General features: G+C 74.2%; 23 protein-coding genes and 1 riboswitch. Of the genes, 15 read left to right on the top strand and 8 right to left on the bottom strand.

The window, feature by feature from the left end:
- Window positions 1-30 precede the first annotated feature (30 nt).
- The 3 genes from ACFHW0_RS13665 to ACFHW0_RS13655 all read left to right on the top strand — a co-directional run bounded on the left by ACFHW0_RS13665 (window position 31) and on the right by ACFHW0_RS13655 (window position 4,815).
- The gene (locus tag ACFHW0_RS13665) at window positions 31-2,898 is read left to right on the top strand and encodes an alpha/beta fold hydrolase (protein WP_416607640.1); all 2,868 of its coding nucleotides are present in this window, start codon (window positions 31-33) and stop codon (window positions 2,896-2,898) included.
- Complete coding sequence (locus ACFHW0_RS13660; RefSeq protein ID WP_416607639.1) at window positions 2,895-3,770, top strand: ABC transporter permease; 876 nt, start codon at window positions 2,895-2,897, stop codon at window positions 3,768-3,770. Before ACFHW0_RS13665 ends, ACFHW0_RS13660 begins: the two co-directional genes overlap by 4 nt.
- A 142-nt stretch (window positions 3,771-3,912) precedes the next feature.
- Entirely contained in the window at window positions 3,913-4,815 is a 903-nt protein-coding gene (locus ACFHW0_RS13655; RefSeq protein ID WP_416607638.1) for a hypothetical protein, read from the top strand.
- Window positions 4,816-4,835: 20 nt separating this feature from the next.
- On the opposite strand, the gene ACFHW0_RS13650 is transcribed toward ACFHW0_RS13655, so the two are convergent.
- On the bottom strand, window positions 4,836-5,594 hold the full coding sequence (locus ACFHW0_RS13650) for a hypothetical protein (RefSeq protein ID WP_416607637.1): 759 nt from the start codon (window positions 5,592-5,594) through the stop codon (window positions 4,836-4,838).
- 174 nt (window positions 5,595-5,768) lie between these two features.
- On the opposite strand from ACFHW0_RS13650, the gene ACFHW0_RS13645 reads away from it, so the two are divergent.
- The 4 genes from ACFHW0_RS13645 (at window position 5,769) to paaN (ending at window position 10,874) form a co-directional block, all read left to right on the top strand.
- Window positions 5,769-6,197, top strand: coding sequence for a DoxX family protein (locus ACFHW0_RS13645; protein WP_311411749.1), 429 nt, complete (start codon window positions 5,769-5,771; stop codon window positions 6,195-6,197).
- Window positions 6,198-6,318: 121 nt separating this feature from the next.
- A riboswitch (SAM riboswitch) is annotated at window positions 6,319-6,454 on the top strand.
- Window positions 6,455-6,464: 10 nt separating this feature from the next.
- The gene (gene thrC, locus ACFHW0_RS13640) at window positions 6,465-7,751 is read left to right on the top strand and encodes a threonine synthase (RefSeq protein ID WP_416607636.1); all 1,287 of its coding nucleotides are present in this window, start codon (window positions 6,465-6,467) and stop codon (window positions 7,749-7,751) included.
- Between the two features lie 377 nt (window positions 7,752-8,128).
- Complete coding sequence (locus ACFHW0_RS13635) at window positions 8,129-9,148, top strand: GNAT family N-acetyltransferase (protein WP_416607635.1); 1,020 nt, start codon at window positions 8,129-8,131, stop codon at window positions 9,146-9,148.
- Window positions 9,149-9,200: 52 nt separating this feature from the next.
- A complete protein-coding gene (gene paaN, locus ACFHW0_RS13630) occupies window positions 9,201-10,874 on the top strand; it encodes a phenylacetic acid degradation protein PaaN (RefSeq protein ID WP_416607634.1) in 1,674 nt (557 codons plus the stop codon).
- 52 nt (window positions 10,875-10,926) lie between these two features.
- On the opposite strand, the gene ACFHW0_RS13625 is transcribed toward paaN, so the two are convergent.
- Window positions 10,927-11,460 (bottom strand): GNAT family N-acetyltransferase, encoded by a 534-nt coding sequence (locus tag ACFHW0_RS13625; RefSeq protein WP_416607633.1) that lies wholly within the window; start codon window positions 11,458-11,460, stop codon window positions 10,927-10,929.
- A gap of 210 nt (window positions 11,461-11,670) precedes the next feature.
- Here ACFHW0_RS13625 and ACFHW0_RS13620 point away from each other — a divergent pair, with 210 nt between their 5' ends.
- The 3 genes from ACFHW0_RS13620 (at window position 11,671) to groL (ending at window position 15,045) form a co-directional block, all read left to right on the top strand.
- Entirely contained in the window at window positions 11,671-11,874 is a 204-nt protein-coding gene (locus tag ACFHW0_RS13620; RefSeq protein WP_121400069.1) for a cold-shock protein, read from the top strand.
- A gap of 185 nt (window positions 11,875-12,059) precedes the next feature.
- A complete protein-coding gene (locus ACFHW0_RS13615) occupies window positions 12,060-13,148 on the top strand; it encodes a hypothetical protein (protein WP_416607632.1) in 1,089 nt (362 codons plus the stop codon).
- 274 nt (window positions 13,149-13,422) lie between these two features.
- The gene (gene groL, locus ACFHW0_RS13610) at window positions 13,423-15,045 is read left to right on the top strand and encodes a chaperonin GroEL (RefSeq protein WP_416607631.1); all 1,623 of its coding nucleotides are present in this window, start codon (window positions 13,423-13,425) and stop codon (window positions 15,043-15,045) included.
- A 56-nt stretch (window positions 15,046-15,101) separates the two neighbouring features.
- Here the strand turns inward: groL and ACFHW0_RS13605 are convergent, their stop codons facing one another.
- The 3 genes from ACFHW0_RS13605 to ACFHW0_RS13595 all read right to left on the bottom strand — a co-directional run bounded on the left by ACFHW0_RS13605 (window position 15,102) and on the right by ACFHW0_RS13595 (window position 17,127).
- On the bottom strand, window positions 15,102-15,299 hold the full coding sequence (locus tag ACFHW0_RS13605; RefSeq protein WP_416607630.1) for a hypothetical protein: 198 nt from the start codon (window positions 15,297-15,299) through the stop codon (window positions 15,102-15,104).
- A 91-nt stretch (window positions 15,300-15,390) separates the two neighbouring features.
- Window positions 15,391-16,320, bottom strand: coding sequence for a GNAT family N-acetyltransferase (locus tag ACFHW0_RS13600; protein ID WP_416607629.1), 930 nt, complete (start codon window positions 16,318-16,320; stop codon window positions 15,391-15,393).
- A 138-nt stretch (window positions 16,321-16,458) separates the two neighbouring features.
- Window positions 16,459-17,127, bottom strand: a complete 669-nt coding sequence (locus ACFHW0_RS13595; protein ID WP_416607628.1) for a helix-turn-helix domain-containing protein — start codon at window positions 17,125-17,127, stop codon at window positions 16,459-16,461.
- Window positions 17,128-17,190: 63 nt separating this feature from the next.
- Here ACFHW0_RS13595 and ACFHW0_RS13590 point away from each other — a divergent pair, with 63 nt between their 5' ends.
- Entirely contained in the window at window positions 17,191-17,781 is a 591-nt protein-coding gene (locus tag ACFHW0_RS13590; protein ID WP_416607627.1) for a dienelactone hydrolase family protein, read from the top strand.
- Window positions 17,782-17,802: 21 nt separating this feature from the next.
- Here the strand turns inward: ACFHW0_RS13590 and ACFHW0_RS13585 are convergent, their stop codons facing one another.
- The gene (locus ACFHW0_RS13585) at window positions 17,803-20,406 is read right to left on the bottom strand and encodes a S8 family serine peptidase (protein ID WP_416607626.1); all 2,604 of its coding nucleotides are present in this window, start codon (window positions 20,404-20,406) and stop codon (window positions 17,803-17,805) included.
- A 78-nt stretch (window positions 20,407-20,484) separates the two neighbouring features.
- Between ACFHW0_RS13585 and ACFHW0_RS13580 the strand changes: the two genes are divergently transcribed.
- Window positions 20,485-22,302, top strand: a complete 1,818-nt coding sequence (locus ACFHW0_RS13580) for a glycerol-3-phosphate dehydrogenase/oxidase (protein WP_416607726.1) — start codon at window positions 20,485-20,487, stop codon at window positions 22,300-22,302.
- 90 nt (window positions 22,303-22,392) lie between these two features.
- A complete protein-coding gene (locus ACFHW0_RS13575; RefSeq protein WP_416607625.1) occupies window positions 22,393-22,923 on the top strand; it encodes a hypothetical protein in 531 nt (176 codons plus the stop codon).
- Window positions 22,924-22,948: 25 nt separating this feature from the next.
- Here the strand turns inward: ACFHW0_RS13575 and ACFHW0_RS13570 are convergent, their stop codons facing one another.
- A complete protein-coding gene (locus ACFHW0_RS13570) occupies window positions 22,949-24,349 on the bottom strand; it encodes an FAD-binding oxidoreductase (protein WP_416607624.1) in 1,401 nt (466 codons plus the stop codon).
- 67 nt (window positions 24,350-24,416) lie between these two features.
- Here ACFHW0_RS13570 and ACFHW0_RS13565 point away from each other — a divergent pair, with 67 nt between their 5' ends.
- Window positions 24,417-24,797: a DUF4031 domain-containing protein gene (locus tag ACFHW0_RS13565; protein WP_416607623.1), complete on the top strand. Its 381-nt coding sequence runs from the start codon at window positions 24,417-24,419 to the stop codon at window positions 24,795-24,797.
- 42 nt (window positions 24,798-24,839) lie between these two features.
- Here the strand turns inward: ACFHW0_RS13565 and ACFHW0_RS13560 are convergent, their stop codons facing one another.
- A complete protein-coding gene (locus ACFHW0_RS13560) occupies window positions 24,840-25,427 on the bottom strand; it encodes a metal-dependent phosphohydrolase (protein ID WP_416607725.1) in 588 nt (195 codons plus the stop codon).
- 121 nt (window positions 25,428-25,548) lie between these two features.
- On the opposite strand from ACFHW0_RS13560, the gene ACFHW0_RS13555 reads away from it, so the two are divergent.
- Window positions 25,549-26,805: an FUSC family protein gene (locus tag ACFHW0_RS13555; RefSeq protein WP_416607724.1), complete on the top strand. Its 1,257-nt coding sequence runs from the start codon at window positions 25,549-25,551 to the stop codon at window positions 26,803-26,805.
- The last annotated feature ends 2 nt before the right edge of the window (window positions 26,806-26,807 follow it).

Genomic DNA, 26,807 nt, shown 5'->3' with positions numbered 1-26,807 from the left:
GCTCAGGATCCGGGCCGTACCGTGTGCCGAATGAGATCGCCGTTGTCGGCCGCGTGGATCCGGCGTGCCCTGCCCACCCGCCGACGCGCCGTCGCCGCGACGGTGGTCGTCGTGCTGCTCGCCGCCGCCGTGACCTGGGCGGTGCTGCCGCAGGGGCCGGACGTCCGCACCGAGGCGGCGTTCGTGAAGGTCCCCTCCGGGCCGGGTGGGGACCGGTCCGTCGACCTGGACACCACGTTCTACCTGCCCGAGGACGCCTCGGCGGCGAACAAGGTGCCGGCGGTGCTGCTGGCGCACGGCTTCGGCGGCACCAAGGAGTCCGTCCGCGCCGACGCCGAGGAGTTCGCCGGACGCGGATACGCGGTGCTCACCTGGACCGCGCGGGGCTTCGGCCGCAGCGGCGGGCAGATCCACCTGGACCACCCGGACTACGAGGTCCGGGACGCCGAACGCCTGCTGGACTGGCTCGCCGCCCGGCCCGAGATCCGTACCGACGCCGCCGGGGACCCGAAGGTCGGCGTCGTCGGCGGCTCGTACGGCGGCGGCCTGGCGCTGCTGCTCGCCGCGCAGGACCAGCGCGTCGACGCGATCGTGCCGATGATCACCTGGAACGACCTGTCCCGCTCGTTCCTGCCGGAGAGCACCGGCAAGGAGCCCACCGAGGGCGTGTTCAAGTCCGGCTGGGCCGGCCTCTTCTTCGGCGGCGGCGGCAACGTCGGCTCCGGGCCGGCCGGGCTCTCCGGGACCAGCACCGCCCAGCCCGAGGGGGCGCCCGCCTCCGCCGGCCCGCCCAGCCCGGGGCCGGGCGCCGGTCCGGGCACCGGACCGGGACGCGGGCCCGCCGGAGCCGCCGACCCGGCGTGCGGCCGGTTCGCCGCCGACATCTGCGCCGCGTACCTGCGGATCGCCACCACCGGCAAGGCCGACCAGGCCGCCGTGGACCTGCTGCGCCGCTCCAGCCCGGCCGGGGTGCTCGACCGGATCAAGGCGCCGACCCTGCTGGTGCAGGGCGAGGCGGACACCCTCTTCCCGCTCGGCGAGGCCGATGCCAACGCGCGCGGCATCGCCGCCGCCGGCACGCCCGTCCGGGTGGCCTGGTTCACCGGCGGGCACGACGGCGGCGAGGGCCCGAAGACCGACTCGGACCGGGTGAAGTTCCTGACCGTGCAGTGGCTCGACCACTACGTCAAGGGCGAGGGCGACGCACCGGGCGACGACTTCACCTGGTCCCGCATCGCCGGCTTCGACGCCCTCGACCGGGGGCTGGTGGCCACCGGCTACCGCTACGCCGACTACCCCGGCGTCGCCGGCACGGCCCGCCGGGACGTGCCGGTGGCCGGCCCCGCCCAGCCCGTGGCCAACCCGCCGTCGCGCAACCCGGCCGCCATCTCCTCGGTGCCCTTCGCCGGTGAGTTGTCGTCGCTGCTCGGCGGCGTGGCCGGGGACATCCCCGGCCAGCACGCCCGGTTCGAGTCCGAGCCGCTGGCCGCGGCCGTGGACGTGGTGGGCGCCCCGACCGTCGACGTCCGGGCGGCGTCGCCGACGGGGGAGGCCGTGCTCTTCGTCAAGCTCTACGACGTCGACCCCAACGGGGCGGCCACCCTGCCCAACGGCCTGGTCGCCCCGGTCCGGCTCACCGGCCTGCCGCCGACGATCGACGCGGCGCGGCCGGTCACCGTCACCCTGCCGGCGATCGTCCGGCGCTTCGAGGCCGGGCACCGGCTGCGCGTGGTGGTGGCGACCTCCGACCAGGCGTACGCCACCCCCGTCGAGCCGGCCGTGTACACCGTCTCGGCCGGCGGAAGCACGGTCAGCCTGCCGACCGTCGCCGGCGACCCGATCCCCACCTCCGCCACCGTGTGGCGCTGGGTGCTGGCCGGCCTGGTCGCGGCGATCGCCGTCGGGCTCGTCGTGGTCGTCGCCGTGGTCCGCCGCCGGCACCGCCGCCAGGACAGCTCCGTGCACCCGGCGTACGCGGGCGTCCCGCTGGCCGTGCGGCAGCTCCGCAAGGAGTACGCGGACGGCTTCGTCGCCGTCTCGAACGTGGACTTCGAGGTGCACCCCGGTCAGGTCGTCGGCCTGCTCGGCCCGAACGGCGCGGGCAAGACCACCACGCTGCGGGTGCTGATGGGGCTGACCCAGCCGACGGCCGGCGAGATCTACGTCTTCGGGCACCGGTTGGTGCCCGGTTCGCCGGTGCTGTCCCGGATCGGCGCGCTGGTCGAGGGGCCGGGCTTCCTGCCGCACCTGTCCGGTCTGGACAACCTGAAGGCGTACTGGCGGGCCACCGGGCGGCCCGCCGAGGACGCGCACTTCGAGGAGGCCCTGGAGATCGCCGGCCTGGGCGACTCCGTGCACCGGCGGATCAAGAACTACAGCCACGGCATGAAACAGCGCCTCGCCATCGCGCAGGCGATGCTGGGCCTGCCCGAGCTGCTGGTGCTGGACGAGCCCACCGACGGGCTCGACCCGCCGCAGATCGCGGAGATGCGCCGGGTGCTCCAGCGCTACGCCACCGACGGACGGGCGGTGCTGGTCTCCAGCCACCTGCTCGCCGAGGTGGAGCAGACCTGTACGCACGCCGTGGTGGTGAACAAGGGCCGCATCGTCGCCTCGGGCCCGGTCGAGGAGATCGTCGGCGAGTCGCCCAGCGTGCTCTTCGACGTGACCGACCCGGAGGCCGCCCGGGCGGTGCTGGACGGCCTGGACGGGGTGCGGGTGCTTCCCGACGGCGAGGGGCAGCTCGTGGTGGACACCAACGGCACCGCCCGCAGCGAGGTGGTCGCCGAGCTGGTCCGGGCCGGCATCGGGGTGGACCGGGTGGTGCCACGGCGCCGCCTGGAGGACGCGTTCCTCGCCCTGGTGGGCGAGAACTCTCGGGGAAGCGGGGACCGATGATGGCGGGCACGTCACCCACGGTGGGAGCGGCGGCCGGCTACCGGCCCTCGGCGACCCTGCCGTTCGGCGCCGAGTTCCGGCGGCAGGCCTCCCGGCGGCGTACGCAGCTCGCGCTGGCTTTCATGGTGCTGCTGCCGTTGATCATCCTGATCGCGTTCCAGTTCGACACGGGCGACGACGACGACAACGGGCGCGGGGAGTTCGGCAGCCTGGTGGAGTTCGCCACGTCGGGCGGGCTGAACTTCACGCTCTTCACCATCTTCGTCTCGGCGTCGTTCCTGATGGTCGTGGTGGTGGCGCTGTTCTGCGGGGACACGGTGGCCAGCGAGGCGAGCTGGGGCAGCCTGCGCTACCTGCTGGCGGTGCCGGTGCCCCGGGCCCGCCTGCTGACGGTGAAGCTGGTCGTCGCGCTCGTCTACTCGGCCCTGGCGCTGCTGCTGCTCGCCGGCACCGCCCTGCTGATCGGCACGCTGCGCTACGGCTGGGAGCCGTTGCGCAGCACGGTGGCGGCCCAGCTCGAACCGGGCGAGGGGCTGCTGCGGCTGCTGGGCGTGCTCGGCTACCTGGCAGTCGTACTCCTGGTGGTGGCCGGCCTGGCGTTCCTGCTGTCGGTGGTGACGGACGCCGCGCTGGGCGCGGTCGGTGGCGCGGTGCTGCTCTGGATCCTCTCCAGCATCCTCGACCAGATCACCGCCCTGGGCGCGCTGCGCGCGTTCCTGCCGACGCACTACAGCACCGCCTGGCTGGGGCTGCTGTCGACGCCGGTGCAGACCGACGACGTGGTACGCGGCGCGATCTCGGCGATCAGCTACGCGACGCTGTTCTGGGGGCTGGCGTTCTGGCGCTTCACCCGCAAGGACGTCACCAGCTGAGCCGTCGTCCACATCCCCGCCCGTGCCGCCACCGGCGCAGCCGTCCGGGCCGAAGGCCTGGGCCGTGCTGGCGGATGAACGCCTCCCCGGGTTTCGCGGCCTTCCGCCGAAGCAGCGTGCGGTGTAAGCGACCGTCGCCGCCGTGGTCGTCGTGGCCGGCGTGCTCTTCGCCTACCACGCCAACCTCTTCCTGGACCGGTCGACGGCCACCGATCGGGCCCGCTCGGACAAGCAGGCTCAGCAGGCGGTCGACCGTGAGCAGTCCGCGTTCGTGTCCACCGTCACTCCCCTCGACTACGACCGGTACCTGCCCGAGGCCTTCACCGTGCTGCTGGACCGGCCGCTGACCGGGGGCGAGCAGGCCACCCTCACCGCCCTGAACGGTCACAGGGAGCGGGTGTGGGAGTTCCTGGAGCCGCTCGGCGGCCGGGTCGTCGAGCACGCGTCCTATGTGGAGCCCTTCGAGGACGGCAACGAGAATCGCGGCCATGCCCAGACGTTCGACCTGAACCTGAACAGTGACCGCGCCGCCGGACTCACGATCAACAACATGACCGCCGTGAAGGACTCGTGCCACGCCCCCACGGCGCAGACCGTGGTCACCATTCCGCCGGCGGGTGCGGAGCCCCGGCAGGGGCTGCTGTGGGACCTGACCGGCGGGCCGACGGACAAGCCGCACGGTCCGTACGTCCTCGACGAGGGCGAGCCGCACGAGGGCCAGCTCTACTTCCGCCGCAACGTCGTCGAGCTGGGCAACGGTCAGTCGAACATGGCGTTCCGCATCCAGCCGGAGGTCACCACCCACACCTGCCGGTGGCACATCGTCGCCTCGTACACCGACACGACCGGTTCCCACGAGCAGCGCATCCCGAGCGGTGCCGGCACGTTCACCACCGAGGCCATCCCGTCGCAGCCCGTCCAGTACTTCGAACGCGTTCCGGGTTCGGGGTGGGGCTGCGTCGGCACGGTGAGCCGGCAGGGTTGCCCGGCCACCGAACTCGTACAGCTGCCGACGCCACCGACCCACCGACCGGTCCCGGGCTGAGGCGGCGCGGTTGCGGGAGGTCAGCGGGAGCGGGACCTGCGCTTGCGCGTGGGGGAGTCGGCGTCGGGGACCGTGTCCCCCGCGCCCGGGGCGTCGGCGGTGCCCCCGTCGCCGGGCGCCCCGGTCACCCGGGCGTCGGTGTGGCTCAGCTCGGCCAGCGTCGTGCCTCTGAGCTGGTAGACGGCGGTGCGCCGGATGCTCAGCTCCGCCATCGGGCCGTCCGCCGGCCGGGTCAGGTAGACCACCGTCGCCCTGCCGTCGCGCACGCTGACGCTCTCCACCGGAGTGCGGTCGCCGAGGTCGACCTGGGCCTGGTAGTCCGGTTCGCCCCGGACGTTGCGCCAGGCGGCGAGGGTGAAGAAGCGGCCGGTGCCGCCGCCGTCGAGCATGACCACGCCGATCGCGTCGCCCGCGCCGTCGCCGTCCAGGTCGCCGAGGGCGCACGGCCTCTGCAACTCCACCGTCGTGCCGTCCCGGTCGGCCCACCGGCCGTCGGTGAGGCGGATCGGGGTGGCGTACTCCCGGTAGCGGACCTTCCTGCTGCCGACCCGGGTGTCGCGCAGTTCGAGGCAGGTGAGCCGGTCGCCGGTGCGGCGGGGGCTCGGGGTCGCCCGGGTGGTCGCCGGGGCGGTGTCGACGTCGTCCCGCTTAGCGGCGGTGCCGGCGGGCCGGTCGGCGGACCGGTTCCGCTTCTTGCGGTTGCCGGTGGAGCAGGCGGTGGTGAGCGCCAGCAGGCAGGCCATGGAGAGTGCCACCACCGGGACGAGCTTGCGACGCATCGCGCGTTCCTTTCCGTCGATGTGCCCGCACCGTAACGGGCCCGCGCCAGCGCCCTTGTGGACAGTGCGTCGAGTGAGCGTGGGAGCGTTCCCAAGGAGGGGGATCCAATCGACACAGTCAAATGTCCGGCGGCATTCTGGTGTCGTCCCGTCGTCCTGCCCGGAGGTGCCCTGATGCTCGCTGACCGGATCGGTGGCCCGGCCCTGTCCCTGTTCCGCGCCGTCGTCGGCCTGCTCTTCCTCTGCCACGGCCTGGCCTCGCTGCTCGGGGTGCTCGGTGGCAGCCGTGGCACCGGCGAGGCGGTCCCGCTCGGCGAGTGGCCGGGTTGGTGGGCCGCCCTGATCCAGGCGGTCTGCGGCGGGCTGGTGCTCGTCGGCCTGTTGACCCGGGCGGCGGCCCTGCTGGCCTCCGGCTCGATGGCCTACGCGTACTTCGTGGTGCACCAGCCCGACGCGCTGCTCCCGCTGCGCAACGGCGGTGAGCTGGCCGTCCTGTTCTGCTGGTCGTTCCTGCTGATCGCCGTGTTCGGTCCCGGCGCGTGGGCGGTCGACACCGCGCTGCGCGCCCGGCGCCCCGCCGGCTCCCGCTCGGTGACCGCCTGAATCCGTACCGTCGAGGAAGGTCCGCCCGCCCGCCCGGCGGTGGCTGCGAAATCGCTCACAGCGTGGGATCTCCCGTCGATCCGGGCGGCGTCGGTGCTTAGACTCGACGGCACAACTGCATACCTCATCCAGAGGGGCTGAGGGATACGGCCCGACGACGCCCCGGCAACCACCCCGCGCGCTCACCGCAGAGCGACCGGCGGGGCAGGTGCCAATTCCGTCCCCGCCGCAGGGTGCGATGCGGGGAAAGATGAGAGGACCCTCGACATGACGTCGACGTTCGCCCCCTCCGGCATCGACACCGCCGCCAGCCCCGCCCGCGCCCTGGTCTGCCGCGCCTGTTCGGCCCGCTACCCGCTCGCCGCCCAGCACGCCTGCTACGAGTGTTTCGGCCCGCTGGAGGTCGACTACGACGCCGCCGCGCTGGCGACGGTCACCCGGGAGCAGATCGAGGCGGGCCCGCAGAACATCTGGCGGTACGCGGCGCTGCTGCCCGCCGGCCAGGACCCGGCCACCCGCGTCACCCTCGACCCGGGCTTCACCCCGCTGGTGGCCGCCCCGCACCTCGCCGCCGAGCTGGGCATCACCGCCCCGCTCTGGGTCAAGGACGACAGTGCCAACCCGACCCACTCGTTCAAGGACCGGGTGGTCTCGGTGGCGCTGACCGCCGCCCGCGCGCTCGGCTTCAGCCGCTACGCCTGCGCGTCCACCGGCAACCTGGCCAACTCGGTCGCCGCGCACGCCGCCCGGTCCGGCGCGCCGTCGGTGGTCTTCATCCCCGGTGACCTCGAACAGGGCAAGGTCATCACCACCGCCGTCTACGGTGGCGAACTGGTCGCCATCGACGGCTCGTACGACGACGTGAACCGCCTCTGCGGCGAGCTGGTGGAGACGGACGAGTTCGAGGACACCGCCTTCGTCAACGTCAACGTGCGCCCCTACTACGCCGAGGGCTCGAAGACGCTCGGCTACGAGGTCGCCGAGCAGCTCGGCTGGCGGATCCCCGCGCAGGTGGTGATCCCGATGGCCTCCGGCGAGCTGCTCACCAAGATCGACAAGGCGTTCGCCGAGCTGGTGGAGATCGGCCTGGTCGAGGCGCCGGCCGGTGGCTGGAAGGTGTTCGGCGCGCAGTCGGCCGGCTGCAACCCCATCGCCACGGCCCTGCACGCCGACACCGACACCATCACGCCCGTCAAGCCGACCGGCATCGCCAAGTCCCTCAACATCGGCGATCCGGCGGCCGGCGTCTACGCGCTGGAGGCGGTACGCCGCACCGGGGGCTGGATGGAGTACGTCGACGACGACGAGATCCGCGCCGGCATCCGGCTGCTGGCCCGGACCACCGGCGTCTTCGCCGAGACCGCCGGCGGGGTGACCGTGGCCGTACTGCGCAAGCTGGTCGAGTCCGGCCGCCTCGACCCGACCGCGGAGACCGTCGTCTTCAACACCGGCGAGGGCCTCAAGACCCTCGACGCCGTGGCCGGGGAGGTCGGCCCCACCCACCGCATCAAGCCCTCCCTGCGCGCCGCGCGCGACGCCGGCCTCCTAGGCTGACCCTCCTCCCCACCCCTCCCCACCCCTCCTCCCACCCTCCCCGCGTCGATCATGAGGTTGACGGCGAAGTCGATCGCGAACAGTGCCGCCAACCTCATGATCGACGCGCCGGGACCTCGGGGTTCGGGGCCGGGTTGGGGGATTCGGGGGGTAACTGGGTTTTCGCTGTGAGTGCGGAAAACGTGCTGACAAGGACTTGACGGCAGGAACCGGACGGCGCAAGATGCTCCGTGCGGGAGGGCGTTTCGCCGGAGACTTTCAGTTCTTGCGACCCAACGCCGGAGGCGTTGTGCGAGCGTCCCTCCCGACCAACTTCCGATCGGGCCAGCGAGTTAATTCGCTGGCCCGATCGTCGTCGTGTGGCGCACCCTCGGTCGATGAGCATCACGATCGCGCCGCTCGACGCCGCCGACCAGGCCGCGATCGACGAGGCGTACCGGATCGGCGCGGCGGCCAACGACGTCGACCTGCCGGACTTCCCGCCCTTCTGCCGGCGGCGCTTCGAGGCGGCGATCCGGCACCCGATGCCGGGCAACGAGCCGCTCTGGGCGCTGGCCCGGCTCGACGGCGTGCCGGCCGGCTACCTCGCGCTGGACCTTCCACAGCTCGACAACACCGAGAACGCCACGGCCGAGGTGGTCGTGCTCCCGCAGTTCCGGCGTCGCGGCGTCGGCCGTGCGCTGCACGAGCACGGCGTACGCCTGCTGCGGGAGCGGGGCCGCAAGCGGGTGCTGGCGATGGCGGTCTCCGCGCTGCCCGGCGGCCCGGCCCGCTCCGGGGCCGCCGCCGCCTTCGCCGCGTCGACCGGCGCCCGGCCCGCCCTGGCCGAGGTCCGCCGCCGGCTCGACACCACCCGGCTCGACCAGGACGGCCTGGACGCCGCCCTGGCCGAGGCCCGGGGCCGGGCCGCCGGCTACCGCCTCCTGCGCTGGCAGGGGAACACCCCCGAGGAGTACGCCGCCGACATCGCCTACCTCGACGGCCGGCTGATGACCGACGCGCCCCTGGGCGACGTGGAGTGGGAGCCGGAGCGGATCGACGTCGAACGGGTCCGTGGCATCGAGCGGGCGCTGGCGGCGCGGGGGCGGCGGCGCTACCACACGGCGGCGCGCCACGAGGCGTCCGGCCGGGTGGTCGCCTGGACCCTGCTCGACGTGGGCGCCTCGGCCGAGTGGCACGCGTTCCAGCAGATCACCATCGTCGACCCGGAGCACCGCGGCCATCGGCTCGGCCTGCTCACCAAGGTCGAGAACCTGCGTCACCTGCTGGCCCACGAGCCGGCGGTACGCGCGATCGACACCTTCAACGCGGCCGAGAACGCCCACATGGTGCGGATCAACGAGCAGCTCGGGTTCCGCCCCGTCGACGGTTGGACCGACTGGCAGCTCACGATCTGAGTTGTGACACGGCTCTACTGATCCTGGGGCTTTCTGTTGCATGATGGCGGGCATGACGGAGACCCCGCACCCCCTGTACGACAGGCACGCCGACACCCTCAACCGTGCGCTGACCGCGATCACGGAGCGCGGGTACTGGTCCGCCTACCCCGAGTCGCCCAGCCCCCGGGTCTACGGGGAGACCGCCGCCGCCGACGGCAAGGCCGCCTTCGAGGCGTACCTCGGCGGTGACTTTCCCCTCGACCAGCCGGGCGCGGCCGACCGGGTCGCCACCGAGACCAGCCCGTTCGGCGTCGAGCTGAACGTCCGCTACCCGCACGCCGGCGCCGACGAGCTGGTCGCCGCCGCCTCCGCCGCGCTGCCCGGCTGGCGCGACGCCGGCCCGCAGGCCCGGGCGGGGGTCTGCCTGGAGATTCTCGACCGGCTGCACAAGCACATCTTCGAGCTGGCCAACGCGGTGCAGTTCACCAGCGGCCAGGCATTCGTGATGGCCTTCCAGGCCGGCGGCGCGCACGCGCTGGACCGCGCGCTGGAGGCGGTCGCCTACGCGTACGCCGAGATGACCCGGCACCCGGGGACGGCGGGCTGGGAGAAGGCGGCCGGCAAGGGCGACCCGCTGCGGATGACCAAGACCTTCCACGTGGTGCCCCGTGGCGTGGCGCTGGTGATCGGCTGCAACACCTTCCCGACCTGGAACTCGTACCCGGGACTGTTCGCCTCGCTGGTCACCGGCAACCCGGTGGTCGTCAAGCCGCACCCGCGCGCCGTGCTGCCGCTGGCGATCACGGTGAAGTACGCCCGGGAGGTGCTCGCCGAGGCCGGCTTCGACCCGAACCTGGTGCTGCTGGCCCCCGAGGCCCCCGGCGAGAAGCTCGCCTCCACGCTGGCCCTGCACCCGGCCGTGAAGATCATCGACTTCACCGGTTCCACCGAGTACGGCGACTGGCTGGAGGCCAACGCCCGGCAGGCGGCGGTCTACACCGAGAAGGCCGGGCTGAACACGGTGGTGATCGACTCCACCGACGACTTCGCCGGAATGTGCCGCAACCTCGGCTTCACCCTGAGCCTCTACAGCGGCCAGATGTGCACCACGTCGCAGAACATCCTGATCCCCGCCGGTGGCATTGCCACCGACCAGGGGCACAAGAGCTTCGACGAGGTGGCGGGCGGGATCGCCGCGGCGGTCTCCAAGATCACCGCCGACCCGGCGCGCGGGGTGGAGATGACCGGCGCGATCGTCAACGACGGGGTGCTGGAGCGCCTCGACGAGGTCACCAAGGTCGGCGAGGCGGTGCTGGAGTCGCGTACGGTCGAGCACCCCGCCTTCCCCGGCGCGGTGGTCCGCACCCCGACGGTGGTCAGGCTGGCGGCCGACGACACCGCGACCTACTCGAAGGAGTGGTTCGGGCCGATCTCGTTCGCCATCGCCACGGACTCCACCGCGCACAGCCTGGAGATCCTGCGCTCCACGGTCGGCGAGAAGGGCGCGCTCACGGCGGCGGTCTACTCCACCGACGAGGCGGTCCTCGACGCGGCCGAGGCCGCGGCGATCGAGGTCGGGGTGCACCTGTCCTGCAACCTGACCGGCGGGGTCTTCGTGAACCAGTCGGCGGCCTTCTCCGACTTCCACGGCAGCGGCGCCAACGCGGCGGCCAACTCGGCGCTGACCGACGGCGCCTACGTGGCCAACCGGTTCCGCATCGTGCAGTCCCGCCGGCACGCGTGATCCGGCCGGCTGCCCGGACCGGCCCCTGAACGGGTCGGTCCGGGTGGCCGGGTCAGGCCGGGCGGCGCATCTGGAGTTCGGTGAGCGCCGGAACGGTGGGGTGCGGGACGCGTACGCCGGTGTCGACGAAGCCCAGCCGCCGGTACGCGCGGTAGGCCCGGTCGTTGCCGACCACGACCTCCAGCATCAGTTCGGGGCGCCCGCAGGCGCGGGACCAGGCCGCTACCGCGTCGACCAGCTCGCCGAGGAGGCCCGTGCCCCGCCAGGGCGGGGTGACGTAGACGGCGTACACCACGGTCAGCCCCGGCTCGGCGGGGGCCGCCGTGCCGCCCGCGTGCCCGACGAGCCGGCCGCCCGGGTCCGCGACGAACTGTGCGGTGCCCGCCCCCACGGAGACGGACGCGATCCGGGCCGCGTAGTCCGCGTGCGACCGGGCCGCCGCGTCGGCGAGGGTCTCCAGGAAGGCCAGCGGCGCGTCGGCGAGCATCTCCAGCCGCAGCGCCCGCATCCGGGCCGCGTCCCGGGGCCGGACCCGCCGGATCTCCGCCCGCCGCGCCGGCCCCGAACCGCCGGGCGTGCTTGTCATGACGAATCCCTATCACAGCGATGACCGCCGATGGCAGGCGATCGAAGTATGTCCGATTTGTGGTCGTGCGCCGTCGTCACGCTTCGTGTAGCGTGCGATTTCGGTCACCGTTTCAGCGGCCCTCGTCGATCGCCGATCCGGTGGTCCTCCGGTGCCGGCCCGCCCGGCCTCCGGGGTCGTGGAACGCCGGGCAGAGTGAGGAAGTGCACCGTGGCAGAGGGCACCGTGAAGTGGTTCAACTCCGAAAAGGGCTACGGCTTCATCGCCGTCGACGGCGGGCAGGACGTCTTCGTCCACTTCTCGGCGATCGAGATGGACGGCTACAAGGCGCTGGACGACGGCCAGCGGGTCGAGTTCGAGATCGCCCAGGGCCAGAAGGGTCCCCAGGCCGAGCGCGTACGCGTCATCGCCTGACGGGCGTCTCTCCCGCGCCCCCGCACCGACCGGCTCCCCGACCATCGGTCGCGCGGCGCCGACCGGGGGTGGTCCGGCGGGGCCGGGCAGCCGTCGGCCGGCCCGCCCCACGGGGGCGGGCTTCGGCCCGGTTGCGTCGGCAGGGGAGGATCGTGAGCCGTTCCAGCCATCGCTGAGGAGGGTTCATGTCCGACCAGCCGCCCCAGGCCGCGCCGCCCCCGGGAGATCCCGACCCGTCCGCGACGCCACCCGTCGGCCCGGGCGGCGCTGCGCCGGCGGGCCCGCAACAGCCGCAGGGCTGGGTCTTCCCGCCCACCGGCGGGTACCCGGTCGGCTCCGGCCCGTACGGCGGGCAGCCGTGGTACCCGGGCGCCCCGGTCGCCTATCCCGGTCAGCCGGCCCACGGGTGGTACCCGCCGGGGCACGGCCTCGATCCGGCCGACCTGCTCGTCACCCCGCCCGGCGCCGGCGTCAACGGCTGGTTCGGCCGGTGCGTCGGCGCGGTGCGCCGGGGCTGGCGGCTGCTGCTGCCGATCCTGCTGCTCACCCAGGTGCTGCCGGCCCTGGTGGTGTCGGTGCTCTCGCTCGTCGTCGACCCGTCCGCGAAGTGGGAGGAGTCGATGGCCGATGACCCCGCCGCGCTGCCCGACACCTTCCTGGCCGACACGGGCGTCCTGCTGTCCGTGGTGCTCGGCAGCGCCCTCGTCTTCGGTTTCGTGCAGGGCCTGGGCTGGGCGGCCGGCACCTGGGTGGTCACCCGGCAGGCGGCCGGTCAGCCGGTGAGCGTGGGCGCGGCCCTTTCCTACGGGGTGCGCCGGGCACTGGGCCTCTGGGGCTGGACCCTGCTGATGAGCGTGATCATCGGGCTCGGGATCTGTTTCTGCGTGATCCCCGGCATCTACTTCGCCTTCGCGCTGAGCATGGCCGGCCCGGTCTACCTGTTCGAGCGGCAGCACCCGATCGGCCGTTCCTTCCGGATGTTCCACGACCGGCTCGGTCTGCTGCTCGGTCGGGTGGCGCTGGTGGCGGCGGCGGTCATCGTCGGCAGCGGGGCCGCCGGCATGGTGGAGGGCATCGGCACGCTGCCGTTCGGCACCACCCCGCTGGAGTCGCCGGGCACGGCGGCCGGCGTGCTCGCGGTGACGCTGGTGGCCGCGGTGCTGGCCCTGCCCACCCACCTCGCCCAGCTGGTCGGCCTGGTCGTCACGTACGCCGAGCAGCGCGCCCACGAGGGGCCGGTGGACAGCGCGCGGCTGGCCGGCGAACTCGGCTGACCGGGGCGATCGTGCTTGCACTCGGCAGGGGAGAGTGCTAAACAAGTCATTGGCACTCGCATACCGTGAGTGCCAATGGTCGGGGCGGTAGGGCCACGGTCGTAGCGGCGTCCAGACGCGGCTGCGGCACATGGCCGGTCGTCGCGGGCTATCCGGCCCGACCGAGGAGACGTCGTCGTCGCCAGGTGGCGACGTCCCAAGGTGCGTACACCAGGCGGCCCATCCGGGACACACACTCCGGGTGGCCCGTGAGTGTCCAGGAGGACAACGCCGTATGGCCAAGATGATCGCGTTCGACGAAGAGGCGCGCCGCGGCCTCGAGCGGGGCATGAACCAGCTCGCCGACGCCGTGAAGGTGACGCTCGGCCCCAAGGGCCGCAACGTCGTGCTCGAGAAGAAGTGGGGTGCCCCCACCATCACCAACGATGGTGTGAGCATCGCCAAGGAGATCGAGCTCGAGGACCCCTACGAGAAGATCGGCGCCGAGCTGGTCAAGGAGGTCGCCAAGAAGACCGACGACGTCGCCGGTGACGGCACGACGACGGCGACCGTCCTGGCCCAGGCCCTGGTCCGCGAGGGCCTGCGCAACGTGGCCGCCGGTGCCAACCCGATGGCCCTGAAGCGGGGCATCGAGGCCGCCGTGGCCAGCGTCTCGGAGGAGCTGGCCAAGCTCGCCAAGGACGTCGAGACCAAGGAGCAGATCGCCTCCACCGCCTCCATCTCCGCCGGTGACACCAGCGTCGGCGAGATCATCGCCGAGGCGATGGACAAGGTGGGCAAGGAAGGCGTCATCACCGTCGAGGAGAGCAACACCTTCGGGCTGGAGCTGGAGCTCACCGAGGGCATGCGCTTCGACAAGGGCTACATCTCGGCCTACTTCATGACCGACCCGGAGCGCATGGAGGCCGTCTTCGACGACCCCTACCTCCTGATCGTCAACAGCAAGATCTCGTCGGTCAAGGACCTGCTCCCGATCCTGGAGAAGGTCATGCAGTCGGGCAAGCCGCTGCTGATCATCTCCGAGGACATCGAGGGCGAGGCCCTGGCCACCCTGGTCGTCAACAAGGTCCGGGGCACCTTCAAGTCGGTCGCCGTCAAGGCGCCGGGCTTCGGTGACCGCCGCAAGGCCATGCTGACCGACATCGCCATCCTCACCGGTGGCCAGGTCATCAGCGAGGAGGTCGGCCTCAAGCTGGACGCCGTCGGCCTCGACATGCTGGGCCGCGCCCGCAAGGTCGTGGTGACCAAGGACGAGACCACCATCGTCGACGGTGCCGGCGACGCCGACCAGATCCAGGGCCGGGTCAACCAGATCCGGGCCGAGATCGAGAAGAGCGACTCCGACTACGACCGCGAGAAGCTGCAGGAGCGGCTGGCCAAGCTGGCCGGCGGCGTCGCGGTGATCAAGGTCGGCGCGGCCACCGAGGTCGAGCTGAAGGAGCGCAAGCACCGTATCGAGGACGCCGTCCGCAACGCGAAGGCCGCCGTCGAGGAGGGCATCGTCCCGGGTGGTGGCGTCGCGCTGGTGCAGGCCGGCAAGACCGCCTTCGACAAGCTGGACCTGGTCGGCGACGAGGCGACCGGCGCGCAGATCGTCAAGATCGCGCTGGACGCTCCGCTGCGGCAGATCGCCGTCAACGCCGGTCTCGAGGGTGGCGTGGTCGTCGAGCACGTCCGCAACCTCAACCCGGGTCACGGCCTCAACGCCGCCAACGGCGAGTACGTCGACCTGCTGGCCGCGGGCATCATCGACCCGGCCAAGGTGACCCGTTCGGCGCTGCAGAACGCCTCGTCGATCGCGGCGCTCTTCCTCACCACCGAGGCCGTCGTGGCGGACAAGCCGGAGAAGACCCCGGCCGCCCCGGCGGGTCCGGGTGGCGGGGACATGGACTTCTGAGTCCAGCTCCAACGCCGAAAGGGGCGGGCCGCGTCAGCGGTCCGCCCCTTTCGCTGTCACGTCGGCAGTGGCCGTTGGTTGCGTCTCTTCTGGGCCCGGTCGTACGGCTGCGGGATCTGCACCGGCTCGTCGACCAGCGTCACCGGCTCGTCGGCCGGCTCGTCGACGCCGGCCATCTCCGCCTGCTGCTCGGCGTCGCCGTAGTCGAGCCGGTCGAACGGCAACGGGACGGGGCGTTCGTCGTCCGTGGTCATGGCTGCCTCCTCTACCGGAAACGGTAGGGCGCGACGATCACCAATGCGGGCGAATGGCGTTATGAGGGTCTATATCCCCTTCGCCCCGTTCTCAGCCTCCGAGTGCCTTGCGGTACAGGAAGAAGACACGCTCGATCCGGGCGCCCGCGCTGCCCGAGTAGAAGGGGACCGGCCCCACCCAGCCGATCTGCGCCGCCGTCACGCCCGCCGCCCGCTGGTCGCGCAGGCACCGGCGCAGCAGCACCCCGCCGATCCCCGAGCCCTCGGCCGCCGGGGCGGTACCCATCGGGCCGAACCAGCTCGGCCGCGACGACCCGTACGCGGCGAAGCCGAGCACCTCGCCGTCGCGTTCGGCCAGGTGACAACCCGCCCCCTCCCGGCCCACCGAGCCGGCCAACTCGGCGTCCCAGGCCCCGCCGAAGGTGGCGCGGGCGAACTCCGCCAGCGCCGGCAGGTCGCCCGCTCCGGCGCGGCGGACCGTCACCCCGCGCCCGGCCAGCCGCGCCTCCGCGGGCTCCGTCGGGCGCAGCGCGGGGGAGCCGTCGTACGACAGGTCGGCGGTCATGTTCCACGCCGTCCGGTCCTGCCGGTAGCCGAGCGCCAGCGCGGCGCAGACCGCCGGGGTGTAGCGCACGTCGATGCCCGGCCAGGCGTAGTACGGCGGATTCCCGGCGAGCAGCACCTCGGCCGCGCCGAGGCCGGCGAGGGTCCGCTCGGCGGTCGACAGCAGCGCCCGCCCCACGCCCCGCCGCCGGTGGGCGGGGTCCACCGCGACCAGGTCGACGTGGCCACGGGCGGCGCCGCCGCCGGCGGCGAGGGAGCCCACGAGCGCGCCCACGAGGCGCCCCTCCCGGTACGCGCCCCACGTGACCACCGGACGGTGGGTGGCGGCCCGTGCCCAAAGCGTGTCCACGATGGCCGGCGCCTCGGCCGCGTCCTCCGGCAGGTCGAGTGCCCGCCCGCACAGCTCCACCACGGCGGGCCGCTGGTCGGGCCCCAGCTCGACGATCTCCAGGTCCATGGACGCCGACCCTAGATCACCGGAGCGTGCTGCCGGGAGGGGGCCTTGTCGGCGTCGCCCGGCCGGCGGGCCGCCGTGGCGTGCCGCGACCGACCTGGCCAGCGCCTCCTGGGCGGCCTTGCGGAGCCGGGCGTCGCGTCAGCCGGCCGGCTCCGGTTCCGGCTTCGCCTTTGCGTCCGGCTTCGGTTCCGGCTTCGCCTCCGGTTCCGGCTTCGCCTCCGGCTCCGGCTCCGGCTCCTGGTCGGGCTCGGGGAGGGTCGGCGCGTCGGTGGGGTAGAGGCCGGCCACGAACCCGTAGACCTGATCGCCGGACCGGGGGATCTGGGCGAAGCGGCGGGCCAGCGCCTGCACCTCGGCCCAGAACGCGCGTACCTCCTCGACCGGGATGCGGGCGTGGACGAGGGTGCAGCGCAGGTCGTCGGCGGCGTGGGCCGCGGCGGACTCGGCGACCGCCTCCGCGAGCCCGTTGACGGCGGTCGCGACCCGCTCGTCCTCGGGGCGGGTGAGCGCGCCGATGTAGAGCGTGCGGGCGGCCCGGCCGTAGTACCGCTCGTCGATCGCCCGCACCCGCCGGGTCCGCACCACCCGGAGCAGGCCGGCGTCGACGAGCGCGTTCACGTGGTAGGCGACGCTGCTCTTGGGTCGATCGACCGCCCGGGCCAGCTCGGTCACCGTGGCGGCCCGCTCCAGGAGCAGCTCCAGGAGGGTCGCGCGCAGGGGATCGGCCAGCGCGCGGAGCTGCGCGGGCGCGGTGACCACGAGCATCTCGTCGAGGTCGTAGTCCGGGATCCGCTCATTGCTCGACATTTATCGACCGTTCTAGAATCATGGATCATTCGATCGTTGTCGTCTGTTGACAGGAGTGTAGAGATGGCCGACGTCGTCCTGTTCCACCACCTGCGTGGGGCCACCGACGGGGTGCACGAGTTCGCCGAACAGTTGCGGGCGGGCGGTCACACCGTGCACACGCCGGACCTGTTCGACGGCGAGCGACCGGCGACCCTCGACGAGGGCTTCGCGCTGACGAAGCGCATCGGGGGCGAGGTGCTCCGCGAGCGCGCCGACCGCGCCGTGGCCGACCTGCCCGGGGGCCTGGTCTACGGCGGCTTCTCCTGGGGCGCCGCCACCGCCCAGCGGCTCGCCCAGACCCGGCCCGGCGCCAGGGGTGCGCTGCTCTACGAATCCTGCCTGCCCGTCACCGGCGAATGGGCCGTCGGCCCCTGGCCCGCCGGGGTCCCGGTGCAGATCCATGGCATGGACGCCGACCCGTTCTTCGCCCTGGAGGGCGACATCGACGCCGCCCGCGAGCTGGTCGGCATCGTCGGCTCCGACCTCGCCGAGCTGTTCGTCTATCCGGGGGATCAGCACCTGTTCACCGACAGCACGCTGCCGTCGTACGACGCGGACGCGACGACCCTGGTGGTGCGGCGGTCGCGGGAGTTCCTCGACCGGCTGAGCTGACCCGGCGGGCCGCCCGGGCTCTCACCCCCGGGCCCCCCGGACGGCGGCGTACGCGTCGACCAGGCCGGCGCCGGTGACGTTCGCGTCGCCGCCGCAGGTGTCCGTCCGGGAGGCGTACGTCGCCACGGCCGGGGTCGCGGTGTCCCGCAGGATCTGCCGGGTACGGGGCAGGTCGCCGACCAGCGTCGGATCGGCCGACCACATCAGCGCCACCACGCCGGCCACCTGCGGCGTCGCCATCGAGGTGCCGCTCAGGGTGGCGTACCCGCCGCCCGGCATCGCCGACAGCACCTCGTCGCCCGGCGCGACCAGGTCCGGCTTGACCGCCCCCCGCACCGGACCCCGGGACGAGAAGGTGGTCACCCGGCGCTGCCGGTCCACCGCGCCCACGGTCAGCACGTCCGCGTACGGGGCCGGCGGGTCGTCGATCGACCCGCAGTACGGCCCGGTGTTGCCGGCCGCGGCCACCACCATGATGCCGGCGGCGTCCAGGGCGGCGGTGGCCGGCCGGAGCACGCCCGGGTCGCAGCCCTCGATCGCCGGGCAGCCCCACGAGTTGGTGAGGATGTCCGGGGCGCGCGCCGGGCGCCCGTCGGTGAACGGGTCCCCGCCCGGGGGGAAGGGCGCCAGCATGAACTGGAGGCAGTCCAGGTAGTAGGCGGGGTTGCCGAGGTTGCGGTCCAGGTTGACACAGCCGATCCACCGGGCGCCCGGGGCCACCCCGATGCCGCCCCGGCCCACCGCGCTGCCCGCCGTGTGGGTGCCGTGCCCGCCCTGGTCGGTCGGCGCCCGGGTGCCGGCCCACGGGTCGTGCCAGGAGTCGTCGCCGCCCCGGAAGCCGCCCGCCAGCGCGGGGTGCCCGCCGTCCACGCCCGAGTCCGAACTGCCCACCACGGTGCCGGAACCGTCCACCCCGAGCTGGGACCAGACCCGGTCCGCACCGAGCATCCGGACGTTCCACTCGGGGCCGGCGGGCGCGGACGCGGTGCCGCGACTGCGGCCGGCCGGCGCGGGCAGCGGTCGTACCCGCTGGCTGACCAGCACCCGGGCGACCTCGGGGCGGCGCGACAGCCAGGCCCGTACCACCGGCCCACCGTCCACCTCGACTGCGTTGACGAGGTAGTAGGGGGTGTGGTCCAGCCGCAGCCGGCGCAGGTCCCGGCGCAGGTCGGCCTGGGTCCGCTGCGCGGTCGCGACCAGCCGCCGATGGACCTCGGCGACCCGGGCGTCCCGGCCGGCCCGGCCGGTCGTCGCCGGGACGCCGCCGAGGTCGGCCTGCTCGCGGAGCACCACGAACAGCCGCTCGCCGTGCAGGCCGGGCTGGCCCGCGCCGACGGCCACCACGCCGACCGCGACCAGCAGGGCGGCGGCGGTCACCCCGGCGACCCACCGGCTCGGCCGCCGACGACGGGTGAGCAGCACCCCGTACGCCACGGCGAGGACGGCCGCGACGGCGAGCCCGGCGCCGGCGGCGGCAGCCACCCAGAACGGCACGTCGCGGGTGCCGGCCAGGAGGAGGGTGATCTCCTCGGGGTCGGCGAAGGCCAGCGGGCCGAGCACGCCGAGCCCGACCAGCCAACGGGCCGCGGGCCGGAGGGCACCCGTCACCGGCCCGGCCGGCTCCCGGCCGTCGGGGCCGGTGGGGTCGGTGCGGACGGCCCCGGCGGGATCGGCCGGGAGCGGGCCCGAAGGGTCGGCCGGAGCGGCCCCCGGGGAGCCGGCGGAGGCGGCACCCGGCGGGCCGGCCGGGGTCGGACGGCGGGCCGCCGCGTGCAGGGCCGCCAACGCGAAGCCGGCCGGCGGCAGGGTCAGCAGCAGGGGGAGCTGGGCCCCGGACTGCCCCACCCCGGCGGCGAGCAGCAGCAGCGCGACCCCGGCGACCAGCCCGCCGACCAGCACCAACCGGGTCGGCCGGGCCGGCTCGCCGACGGTGAAGCGGGACCAGAAGGCGCCGTCCAGCAGCGCCCCGGCCAGCACGCCCAGCGCGGCGGCGGCGAGCCCGGCGAGCACCGTCTCCAGCAGCCCGCCGAGCGCCCCCAACCAGGCCCAGGGCAGCAGCAGCGCCAGCCCGCCGGCCACCCCGAGCAGCGTGACGGCCGACACGGGCACCCGACGCGGCGCGACAGCCGCGGGCACCCGACGCGGCGCGACAGCCGCGGGCACCCGGGGCGTCGTGACCGCCGAGCGGCGGGCCAGCGCCCGCAGGACGAGGGCGGCCAGCGCGGCCGTGGCGGCCAGCGCGGCGAGGTACGCCTCGTGGTGCACCGGTGGCAACGCCCGGAGCAGCCCCAGCGCGCCGAGCGCGAGCGCCGCCGCCAGCCAGGTCCGGCCGGCGGTGCGGACCGTCGCCGAGCGGGGCAGCAGGGCGAGCGCCAGCGCGGGCGCGCCCACCAGCAGCACGGTGAACAGCACCGTCGCCGGCCAGAGCAAGACCACGCGGTCCAGCCCGGAGGCCAGCAGGACCTGGTCGGCCAGCCAGCCGCCGAGCTGGCCGACGACGACGAGCCCGACCGTCCAGCAGCCGGTCACCGCCGCCGCCACCACCGCCCAGGGGCTCGGCCGGCCCGGCGTGGCCGGCGGGCGTGGGAAGGGTTGACCAGCGGGGAACGGGGGGCCGACCTCCATCCCCAGACAGTACGGCGCGGACGGCGTGTCCCGCCGGGTGGCGGCGGCGGTTACCGTGGACGGGTGCGTGACCCCAACGTGTCCCGAACGACGGCCGGCCAGCTCTCCCCCGAGCGCCGGGCCGCCGACCTGCGCCGCCTGCGCGCCGAACGCTTCGACGTGCTGGTCATCGGCGGTGGCGTGACCGGGGCGGGGGCCGCCCTGGACGCGGCCTCGCGGGGGTTGAAGGTGGCCCTGGTGGAGGCGCGCGACTACGCCGCCGGCACCTCCAGCCGCTCCAGCAAGCTCATCCACGGGGGCCTGCGTTACCTGGAGCAGCTGGAGTTCCACCTGGTGCACGAGGCGCTCACCGAGCGCGGGCTGCTCGCCACCCGGCTGGCGCCGCACCTGGTCCGACCGGTGCCCATCCTGGTTCCGCTGCCCGACGGGCGGGGCGTACGCGGCCTGCCCGCCCGGCTGTTCCGCCGCTCCTACTACGGCGCTGGCGTGGCGGCCTACGACGCCTTCGCCGGGGTCTTCGGCGGCGGGCGCGGCATGCCGCTGCACCGGCACCTGACCCGCGAGGGCGCCCGCCGGGTCTTCCCCAGCCTGCGCGCCGACGCGGTGGCCGGCGCGATCCGCTACTACGACGGGCAGGTCGACGACGCGCGGCTGGTGGTGACCCTGGCCCGCACGGCGGCCAGCCTGGGCGCGACCGTGGTGACCAGCACCCGGGCGGTCGGGCTCATCCGGCAGGCCCGCGAGGTCACCGGCGTCCGCATCCGCGACCTGGAGGCGCCCCCCGGCTCCCCGGACGCCGAGTTCGAGGTACGTGCCCGCACCGTCATCGCCGCCACCGGGGTGTGGAGCGACGACATGTCGCGGATGCTGAACGACGTCGGGCTGCGCCCCGGGATCCGCGTCCGGGCCTCCAAGGGCGTGCACCTGGTGGTGCCCCGCTCGGCGATCACCGGCGAGGCCGGGCTGATCCTGCGTACGGCCACCAGCGTGCTCTTCGTCATCCCGTGGGGCGGGCACTGGATCATCGGCACCACCGACACCGACTGGCGGCTGGACCGGTCCCACCCGGCGGCCTCCGCGCGGGACATCGAATACCTGCTGGAGCAGGTCAACACGGTGCTCGACCGGCCGCTCACGACGGCCGACATCGAGGGCGTCTACGCCGGGCTGCGGCCGTTGCTGGCCGGCGAGGCAGACTCCACCTCCAAGCTGTCCCGCGAGCACGCCGTCTTCGAGCCGATGCTCGGTCTGCTGCTGGTCGCCGGCGGCAAGTACACGACGTACCGGGTGATGGCCTCCGACGTGGTCGACCGGGCCGCCCACCGGCTCGGTGCCGTACGCCCCTCCCGCACCGCCGACCTGCCGCTGCTCGGCGCCGACGGCTACCCGGCGATGTGGCGGGACCGGGCGGACCTGGCCCGGCGGCACGGGATGCCGGTCGGGGTGATCGAGCACCTGCTGGAGCGCTACGGCACGCTCACCCGCGACCTGCTCGCGCTGATCGACGCGGACCCGCTGCTGGCCTCCCCGCTGGCCGGCGCCCCGGAGTACCTTGCCGCCGAGGTGACGTACGCGGCCCGTGCCGAGGGGGCGCTGCACCTGGAGGACGTGCTCACCCGGCGGACCCGGATCTCCTTCGAGACGGCGCACCGGGGCCTGGAGTCGGCGGGCCACACGGCCGAGCTGATGGGCGCGGTGCTCGGCTGGGACGAGGCCACCCGGGCCCGCGAGGTGGAGCACTACCGGGCCCGGGTGGAGGCGGAACGCGAGTCCCAGCTGATGCCCGACGACGCCACCGCCGACGCCGCCCGGCTCGGCGCGCCCGACGTACGGGGCTTCGCGGCGGACCGCGGCGCGGACGACGACCAGGCCGAACTGCCGTCCTCGTCCCGCTGACCGGCCCGGCCCCGGTCACCCCCTACATTCGCCCGCCCGACCCCGGTGAGCGGTTACGGCCCTTACCTACGGTGGGGTAGGTTCCGGCGCGTGCCCTCCGCTTCCTGGCCGCGTCCGGTCCGCGTGTCCGTCGCCGCCCTGCTGGCCGCCGCCCTCGCCGGCTGCTCGCTGCCCGGTAACGCCGACGACGGCCCGGCGCCGGGGCCAATCGGCACCGGGCTGTCGCAGCCGGGTCCCGGCGGTGCGGCGACCGCCGGGAAGGGCGAGGTCAGCCTCCTCCAGCGGGTCGGCACGGACGGCCCGCTGCGCACGCTCAACGTGGAACCGGACGGCAGGTGGGAGTGCGTCGACTGCGCCGGCGACGGCGTGACGTCGACCGGGATGCTCGGCCCGGAACACGTCACCCGGCTCGAGGGGCTGCTCGCCGACCCGGGGCTGGCGGAGGAGACCGACCAGGCCCGGCGCTACCAGGTCACCTGCATCGACGCCCTGACCTCCAGCCTGCTCACCTCGACCGGCCTGGTCACGTCGCAGGACTGCCCGGGCGAGGAGCACCCGCCCATCGCCAACGAGATCCTGCTGCTGCTCACCCAGGCCACCCCGGCCGAGATGACCGCCTGACGGCGCCCGGCCCGGACCCCGCCGGTCAGAGGACCTTGCCGGGGTTGAGCAGGCCGGCCGGGTCCAGGGCGGCCTTGATCGCCTGGTGCACCCGCATGCCCACCGGGCCGATCTCGCGGGCCAGCCAGTCGCGCTTGAGCAGGCCCACGCCGTGCTCGCCCGTGCAGGTGCCGCCCAGCTCCAGGCCGAGGCGGATGATCTCGTCGAACGCGCGCCGGCCGCGTTCGAGGCTCGCCGGGTCGGCCCGGTCCACCACGATGTTCGGGTGCATGTTGCCGTCCCCGGCGTGGCCGACCACGCCGATCGTCACGTCGCACTCCGCCGCGATCCGGGCCACCCCGTCGAGCAGTGCCGCCAATGCGCCCCGGGGCACCGCAACGTCGTCGATGACCAGGCCGCCGTTGCCGCCCGGGTACGTCTCCGCCGCGAACTTCTCCATCGCCGGGTGCGCGAGCCGGCGGGCCTGCAACAGGGCCGCCGCCTCCACGGCGTCGGTGGCCGCGTAGACCTCGTCGGCGCCGGCCGCCTCGCAGACCGCGGCCAGGCCGGCCAGGTCGTCGGCCGCGCGGGAGCCGGTGTCGGCGGCGGCCAGCAGCAGCGCCTGGGCGTCCGTGCGCAGCCCCATCGGCCGGTACGCCTCGATCGCCCGCAGGTGCGTCCGGTCGAGCAGCTCCAGCAGGCTGGGGGAGAGCCCCCGGGCGGCGATCTCGGCGACGGCCGCGCCGGCGGCGGCGGTGGACGGGAAGACCGCCACCATGGTCAGCGACTGCGCCGGGGCGGGGCGCAGCGCCACGGTCACCTCGGTGATCACGCCGAGGGTGCCCTCGGAACCGACGAAGAGCCGGGTGAGGTCGTATCCGGCCACGCCCTTGGCGGTACGCCGGCCGGTGCGCAGCACCTCGCCGGAGGCGAGCACCACCTCCAGCCCCAGCACGTACTCGGTGGTGACGCCGTACTTGACGCAGCACATGCCGCCGGCGTTGGTGGCGACGTTCCCGCCGATCGTGGACGACTCCCACGAGCCCGGGTCGGGCGGGTACCACAGCCCCTGCTTCGCCACGGCGGCGGCGAGCGTCGCGTTGACCACGCCGGGCTGCACCACGGCGATCCGGCTCACCGGGTCGATCTCCAGCACCGCGTCCATCGCGACGGTGCTCAGCACCATCGCGCCGTCGACGGCGTTGGCCGCGCCGGCCAGCCCCGTGCGCGCCCCCTGCGGCACCACCGGTACGCCGTGCCGCGCGGCCGCCCGCAGCGCGGCGGCCACCTGTGCGGTGGTGCGGGGACGGACCACGACCAGGGGCGTGCCGGCGGCGCAGAGATCGGCCTCGTCCCGCTCGTGCATCCGCAGCAGGTCCGGATCGGTCAGGACGGCGTCGTCGCCGAGCGCCGCCCGCAGGTCGTCGAGGAGGGGGGAACCGGCCATGTCGCCGAGGCTACGGTCGGTCCCGCGCGATCACCAACCGGTACCCGTGCGGGGTAGCTTGGCCGACATGCTCTATCTGGACCGGCCCGTCTGGCCGTGGCGGGGACGGCTCTGGTCCCACCTGATCAGTGACGTCTCCCCCGCCGAGCTGCACGCCTTCGCCGAGACGTTGGGCGTGCCCCGCCGGGGGTTCGACCGGGACCACTACGACATCCCGGCCGACCGGTTCGCGATGGCGGTCTGGCTGGGCGCCCGGGTGGTGCCGAGCCGGGAGCTGGTCCGCCTGCTCCGACAGTCCGGGCTGCGCCGCCCCAAGCACCTGACCCGCCCCCACCCCACCCCACCCCACCCCGCCCTCCCACCCCCGCCCCCTCCCGCGTCGATCATGCAGTTGTGGTGCCCCGCAAAAGCCACCAAGGGGCGCTTCCTGCCCACCACAACTCCATGATCGACGCGGCGGGGGGAGGGACGCGGCGGGGGAGGGCGGGGGTTAGTGGAGGGTGGATAGTTCGCGGGTCAGGTTGGTTCGGGCCTGGGACTCCCAGCGGCGGGTCAGGGGCGGTAGGCGGAACAGTGCCGGCAGGGCGAGCAGCCCGGTGAGCACCCGGGCACGGCCGGCCCGGAAGGCGGGCTCGGGCACGTGCGCGTACTCCCGGCGGATCGCCGCGGCGTAGCGGTCGTACGCCTCGGGCGGTGCCGCCAGGACGGCGAGGTCGGCGTCGCAGAGCAGCGCCCCGTCGGCGTCGCCCGGCTCCACCGCGTGCCCGGCGGTGAGCAGCACCAGCCGGCGCACCTCGGCCACGGCGTCGGCCGGCAGACCCGCCCGGGTGAGCAGCGTGCCGGCGAGCGCCGCGCTGTCGCGCTCGTTTACGTCGCCGCCGGCGCGCGGGTCGTAGACGGCGTCGTGGCACCAGGCGGCGAGGCGCACCAGGTCCGGCCGCCCGGCGGCCGGCGCGTGCGCGTCGACCACGTCGAGGACGGCCGCCAGGTGGTCGGTGTCGTGGTAGTGCCGGTGCGGCTCCCGCCAGCGGGCCAGCAGATCCTCGCCGACCCGGGTCAGCTCCGCCGCGTCGGTCATTCCGGCGCCCCGGGCCGCGGCCCGCCACCGGTCGAGAAGGTCGACCACCCGACCGAGTCTGCCGTACCGCCGCAGCGCCGAGGATTCACCCGGTGCGGCGCGGGTAGTCCCCGCCATGGCCGTGGCGCGGGACCGTCGATCCTCACTGGTGCGACGCGCCATATTGCGCGACCGGGGCAAGGAGCTCGACACGGCCCGGGTCGCCCAGGCCGTGGAGACCCTGCGGCACCGCAGTAAGACCACACTGCACGACCGCCTGCACCGGCTGCGGCTGGGGCTGGGGCTCGCTGTGCAGGCCGGCCTCGCCGCCGGGCTGTCCTGGCTGGCGGCCCACGAACTGCTGGGCAACCCGCAGCCGGTCTTCGCGCCGATCTCCGCCGTGGGCACCCTGGCCGTGTCGGTCGGCCAGCGGTTCCGCCGCACCGTGGAGCTGATCGTCGGGGTGGCGATCGGGGTGGCCGTCGGCGACTTCCTCATCTACCTGCTCGGCACCGGCCCGTGGCAGCTCGGCCTCGTGGTCACCCTGGCCATCGTGCTGACGATCTTCGCCGGTGCCAGCGTGGCCATCGTCATCCAGGCGGCGGCCACGGCGGTGCTGATCGTCACGCTCAGCCCGTCGACCGAGAACCTGGAGATCCCCCGGTTCATCGACGCGTTCGTCGGCGGTGGGATCGCGCTGCTGGTCACCGCGGTCCTGCTGCCGCTCAATCCGCTGCGGGTCCTTAACCGGGCCGCCCGGCCGGCCCTGGACCTGCTCGCCGACCAGCTCGACGCCACCGCGGACGCCCTGCGGGAACGGGACCGGGAGAAGGGCCAGCGGGCCCTGGACCGGCTGCGCAACAACCAGCAGGAGCTGTCGGCCTTCACCGAGGCCATCGAGGGGGCGAAGGAGACCGCCCTGCTCTCGCCGGCCCGGTGGCACCGGCGGGACGAGCTCACCCACTACGCCGGGGCCGCCGAGCCGATCGACCGGGCGATGCGCAACGCCGGCACGCTGACCCGGCGCGCGGTGACCCTGATCGAGGACGAGGAGCCCATCCCGGAGACGATGCTCGACGCGGTGGCCCATCTCGCCGAGTCGGTACGCCTGCTCAGGCACGAGTTCGCCGTCGGCGAGGAGCCGGAGCAGGCACGGGAGCGGGCGTTGCGCGCGGTCAGCGAGGCCGGCCGGGCGTACGCCGAGGGGGTCGGGTTCTCCGGCAGCGTCGTGATCGCGCAGGTGCGGACCACCGCCAGCGACCTGATGGTGGCCTCCGGCATAACCCAGGAGGAGGCGAACCGCGGGGTCCGGCAGTCCTTCGGCGACCAGGACCGACCGCGCGGCGAGGGGGAGCGGGACGACGCCCCGAAGCCGCCCGCCGCCCCGCCGCTCGGCTGACC

The sequence above is a fragment of the Micromonospora sp. LOL_025 genome, from assembly GCF_048060285.1.
Lineage (GTDB): Bacteria > Actinomycetota > Actinomycetes > Mycobacteriales > Micromonosporaceae > Micromonospora.
Note: the sequence above shows the minus strand (reverse complement) of the source record. Positions and strands in the feature narration are given on the sequence as shown.

Coding starts and splice junctions, on each gene's coding strand:
- ACFHW0_RS13560 (WP_416607725.1), bottom strand. CDS start 25,427: ATGACCGACGCGGCGGAGCTGACCCGGGTCGGCGAGGATCTGCTGGCC.
- groL (WP_416607631.1), top strand. CDS start 13,423: ATGGCCAAGATGATCGCGTTCGACGAAGAGGCGCGCCGCGGCCTCGAG.
- ACFHW0_RS13660 (WP_416607639.1), top strand. CDS start 2,895: ATGATGGCGGGCACGTCACCCACGGTGGGAGCGGCGGCCGGCTACCGG.
- ACFHW0_RS13635 (WP_416607635.1), top strand. CDS start 8,129: ATGAGCATCACGATCGCGCCGCTCGACGCCGCCGACCAGGCCGCGATC.
- ACFHW0_RS13590 (WP_416607627.1), top strand. CDS start 17,191: ATGGCCGACGTCGTCCTGTTCCACCACCTGCGTGGGGCCACCGACGGG.
- ACFHW0_RS13665 (WP_416607640.1), top strand. CDS start 31: ATGAGATCGCCGTTGTCGGCCGCGTGGATCCGGCGTGCCCTGCCCACC.
- ACFHW0_RS13625 (WP_416607633.1), bottom strand. CDS start 11,460: ATGACAAGCACGCCCGGCGGTTCGGGGCCGGCGCGGCGGGCGGAGATC.
- ACFHW0_RS13585 (WP_416607626.1), bottom strand. CDS start 20,406: ATGGAGGTCGGCCCCCCGTTCCCCGCTGGTCAACCCTTCCCACGCCCG.
- paaN (WP_416607634.1), top strand. CDS start 9,201: ATGACGGAGACCCCGCACCCCCTGTACGACAGGCACGCCGACACCCTC.
- ACFHW0_RS13595 (WP_416607628.1), bottom strand. CDS start 17,127: ATGTCGAGCAATGAGCGGATCCCGGACTACGACCTCGACGAGATGCTC.
- ACFHW0_RS13570 (WP_416607624.1), bottom strand. CDS start 24,349: ATGGCCGGTTCCCCCCTCCTCGACGACCTGCGGGCGGCGCTCGGCGAC.
- thrC (WP_416607636.1), top strand. CDS start 6,465: ATGACGTCGACGTTCGCCCCCTCCGGCATCGACACCGCCGCCAGCCCC.
- ACFHW0_RS13650 (WP_416607637.1), bottom strand. CDS start 5,594: ATGCGTCGCAAGCTCGTCCCGGTGGTGGCACTCTCCATGGCCTGCCTG.
- ACFHW0_RS13605 (WP_416607630.1), bottom strand. CDS start 15,299: ATGACCACGGACGACGAACGCCCCGTCCCGTTGCCGTTCGACCGGCTC.
- ACFHW0_RS13615 (WP_416607632.1), top strand. CDS start 12,060: ATGTCCGACCAGCCGCCCCAGGCCGCGCCGCCCCCGGGAGATCCCGAC.
- ACFHW0_RS13565 (WP_416607623.1), top strand. CDS start 24,417: ATGCTCTATCTGGACCGGCCCGTCTGGCCGTGGCGGGGACGGCTCTGG.
- ACFHW0_RS13645 (WP_311411749.1), top strand. CDS start 5,769: ATGCTCGCTGACCGGATCGGTGGCCCGGCCCTGTCCCTGTTCCGCGCC.
- ACFHW0_RS13600 (WP_416607629.1), bottom strand. CDS start 16,320: ATGGACCTGGAGATCGTCGAGCTGGGGCCCGACCAGCGGCCCGCCGTG.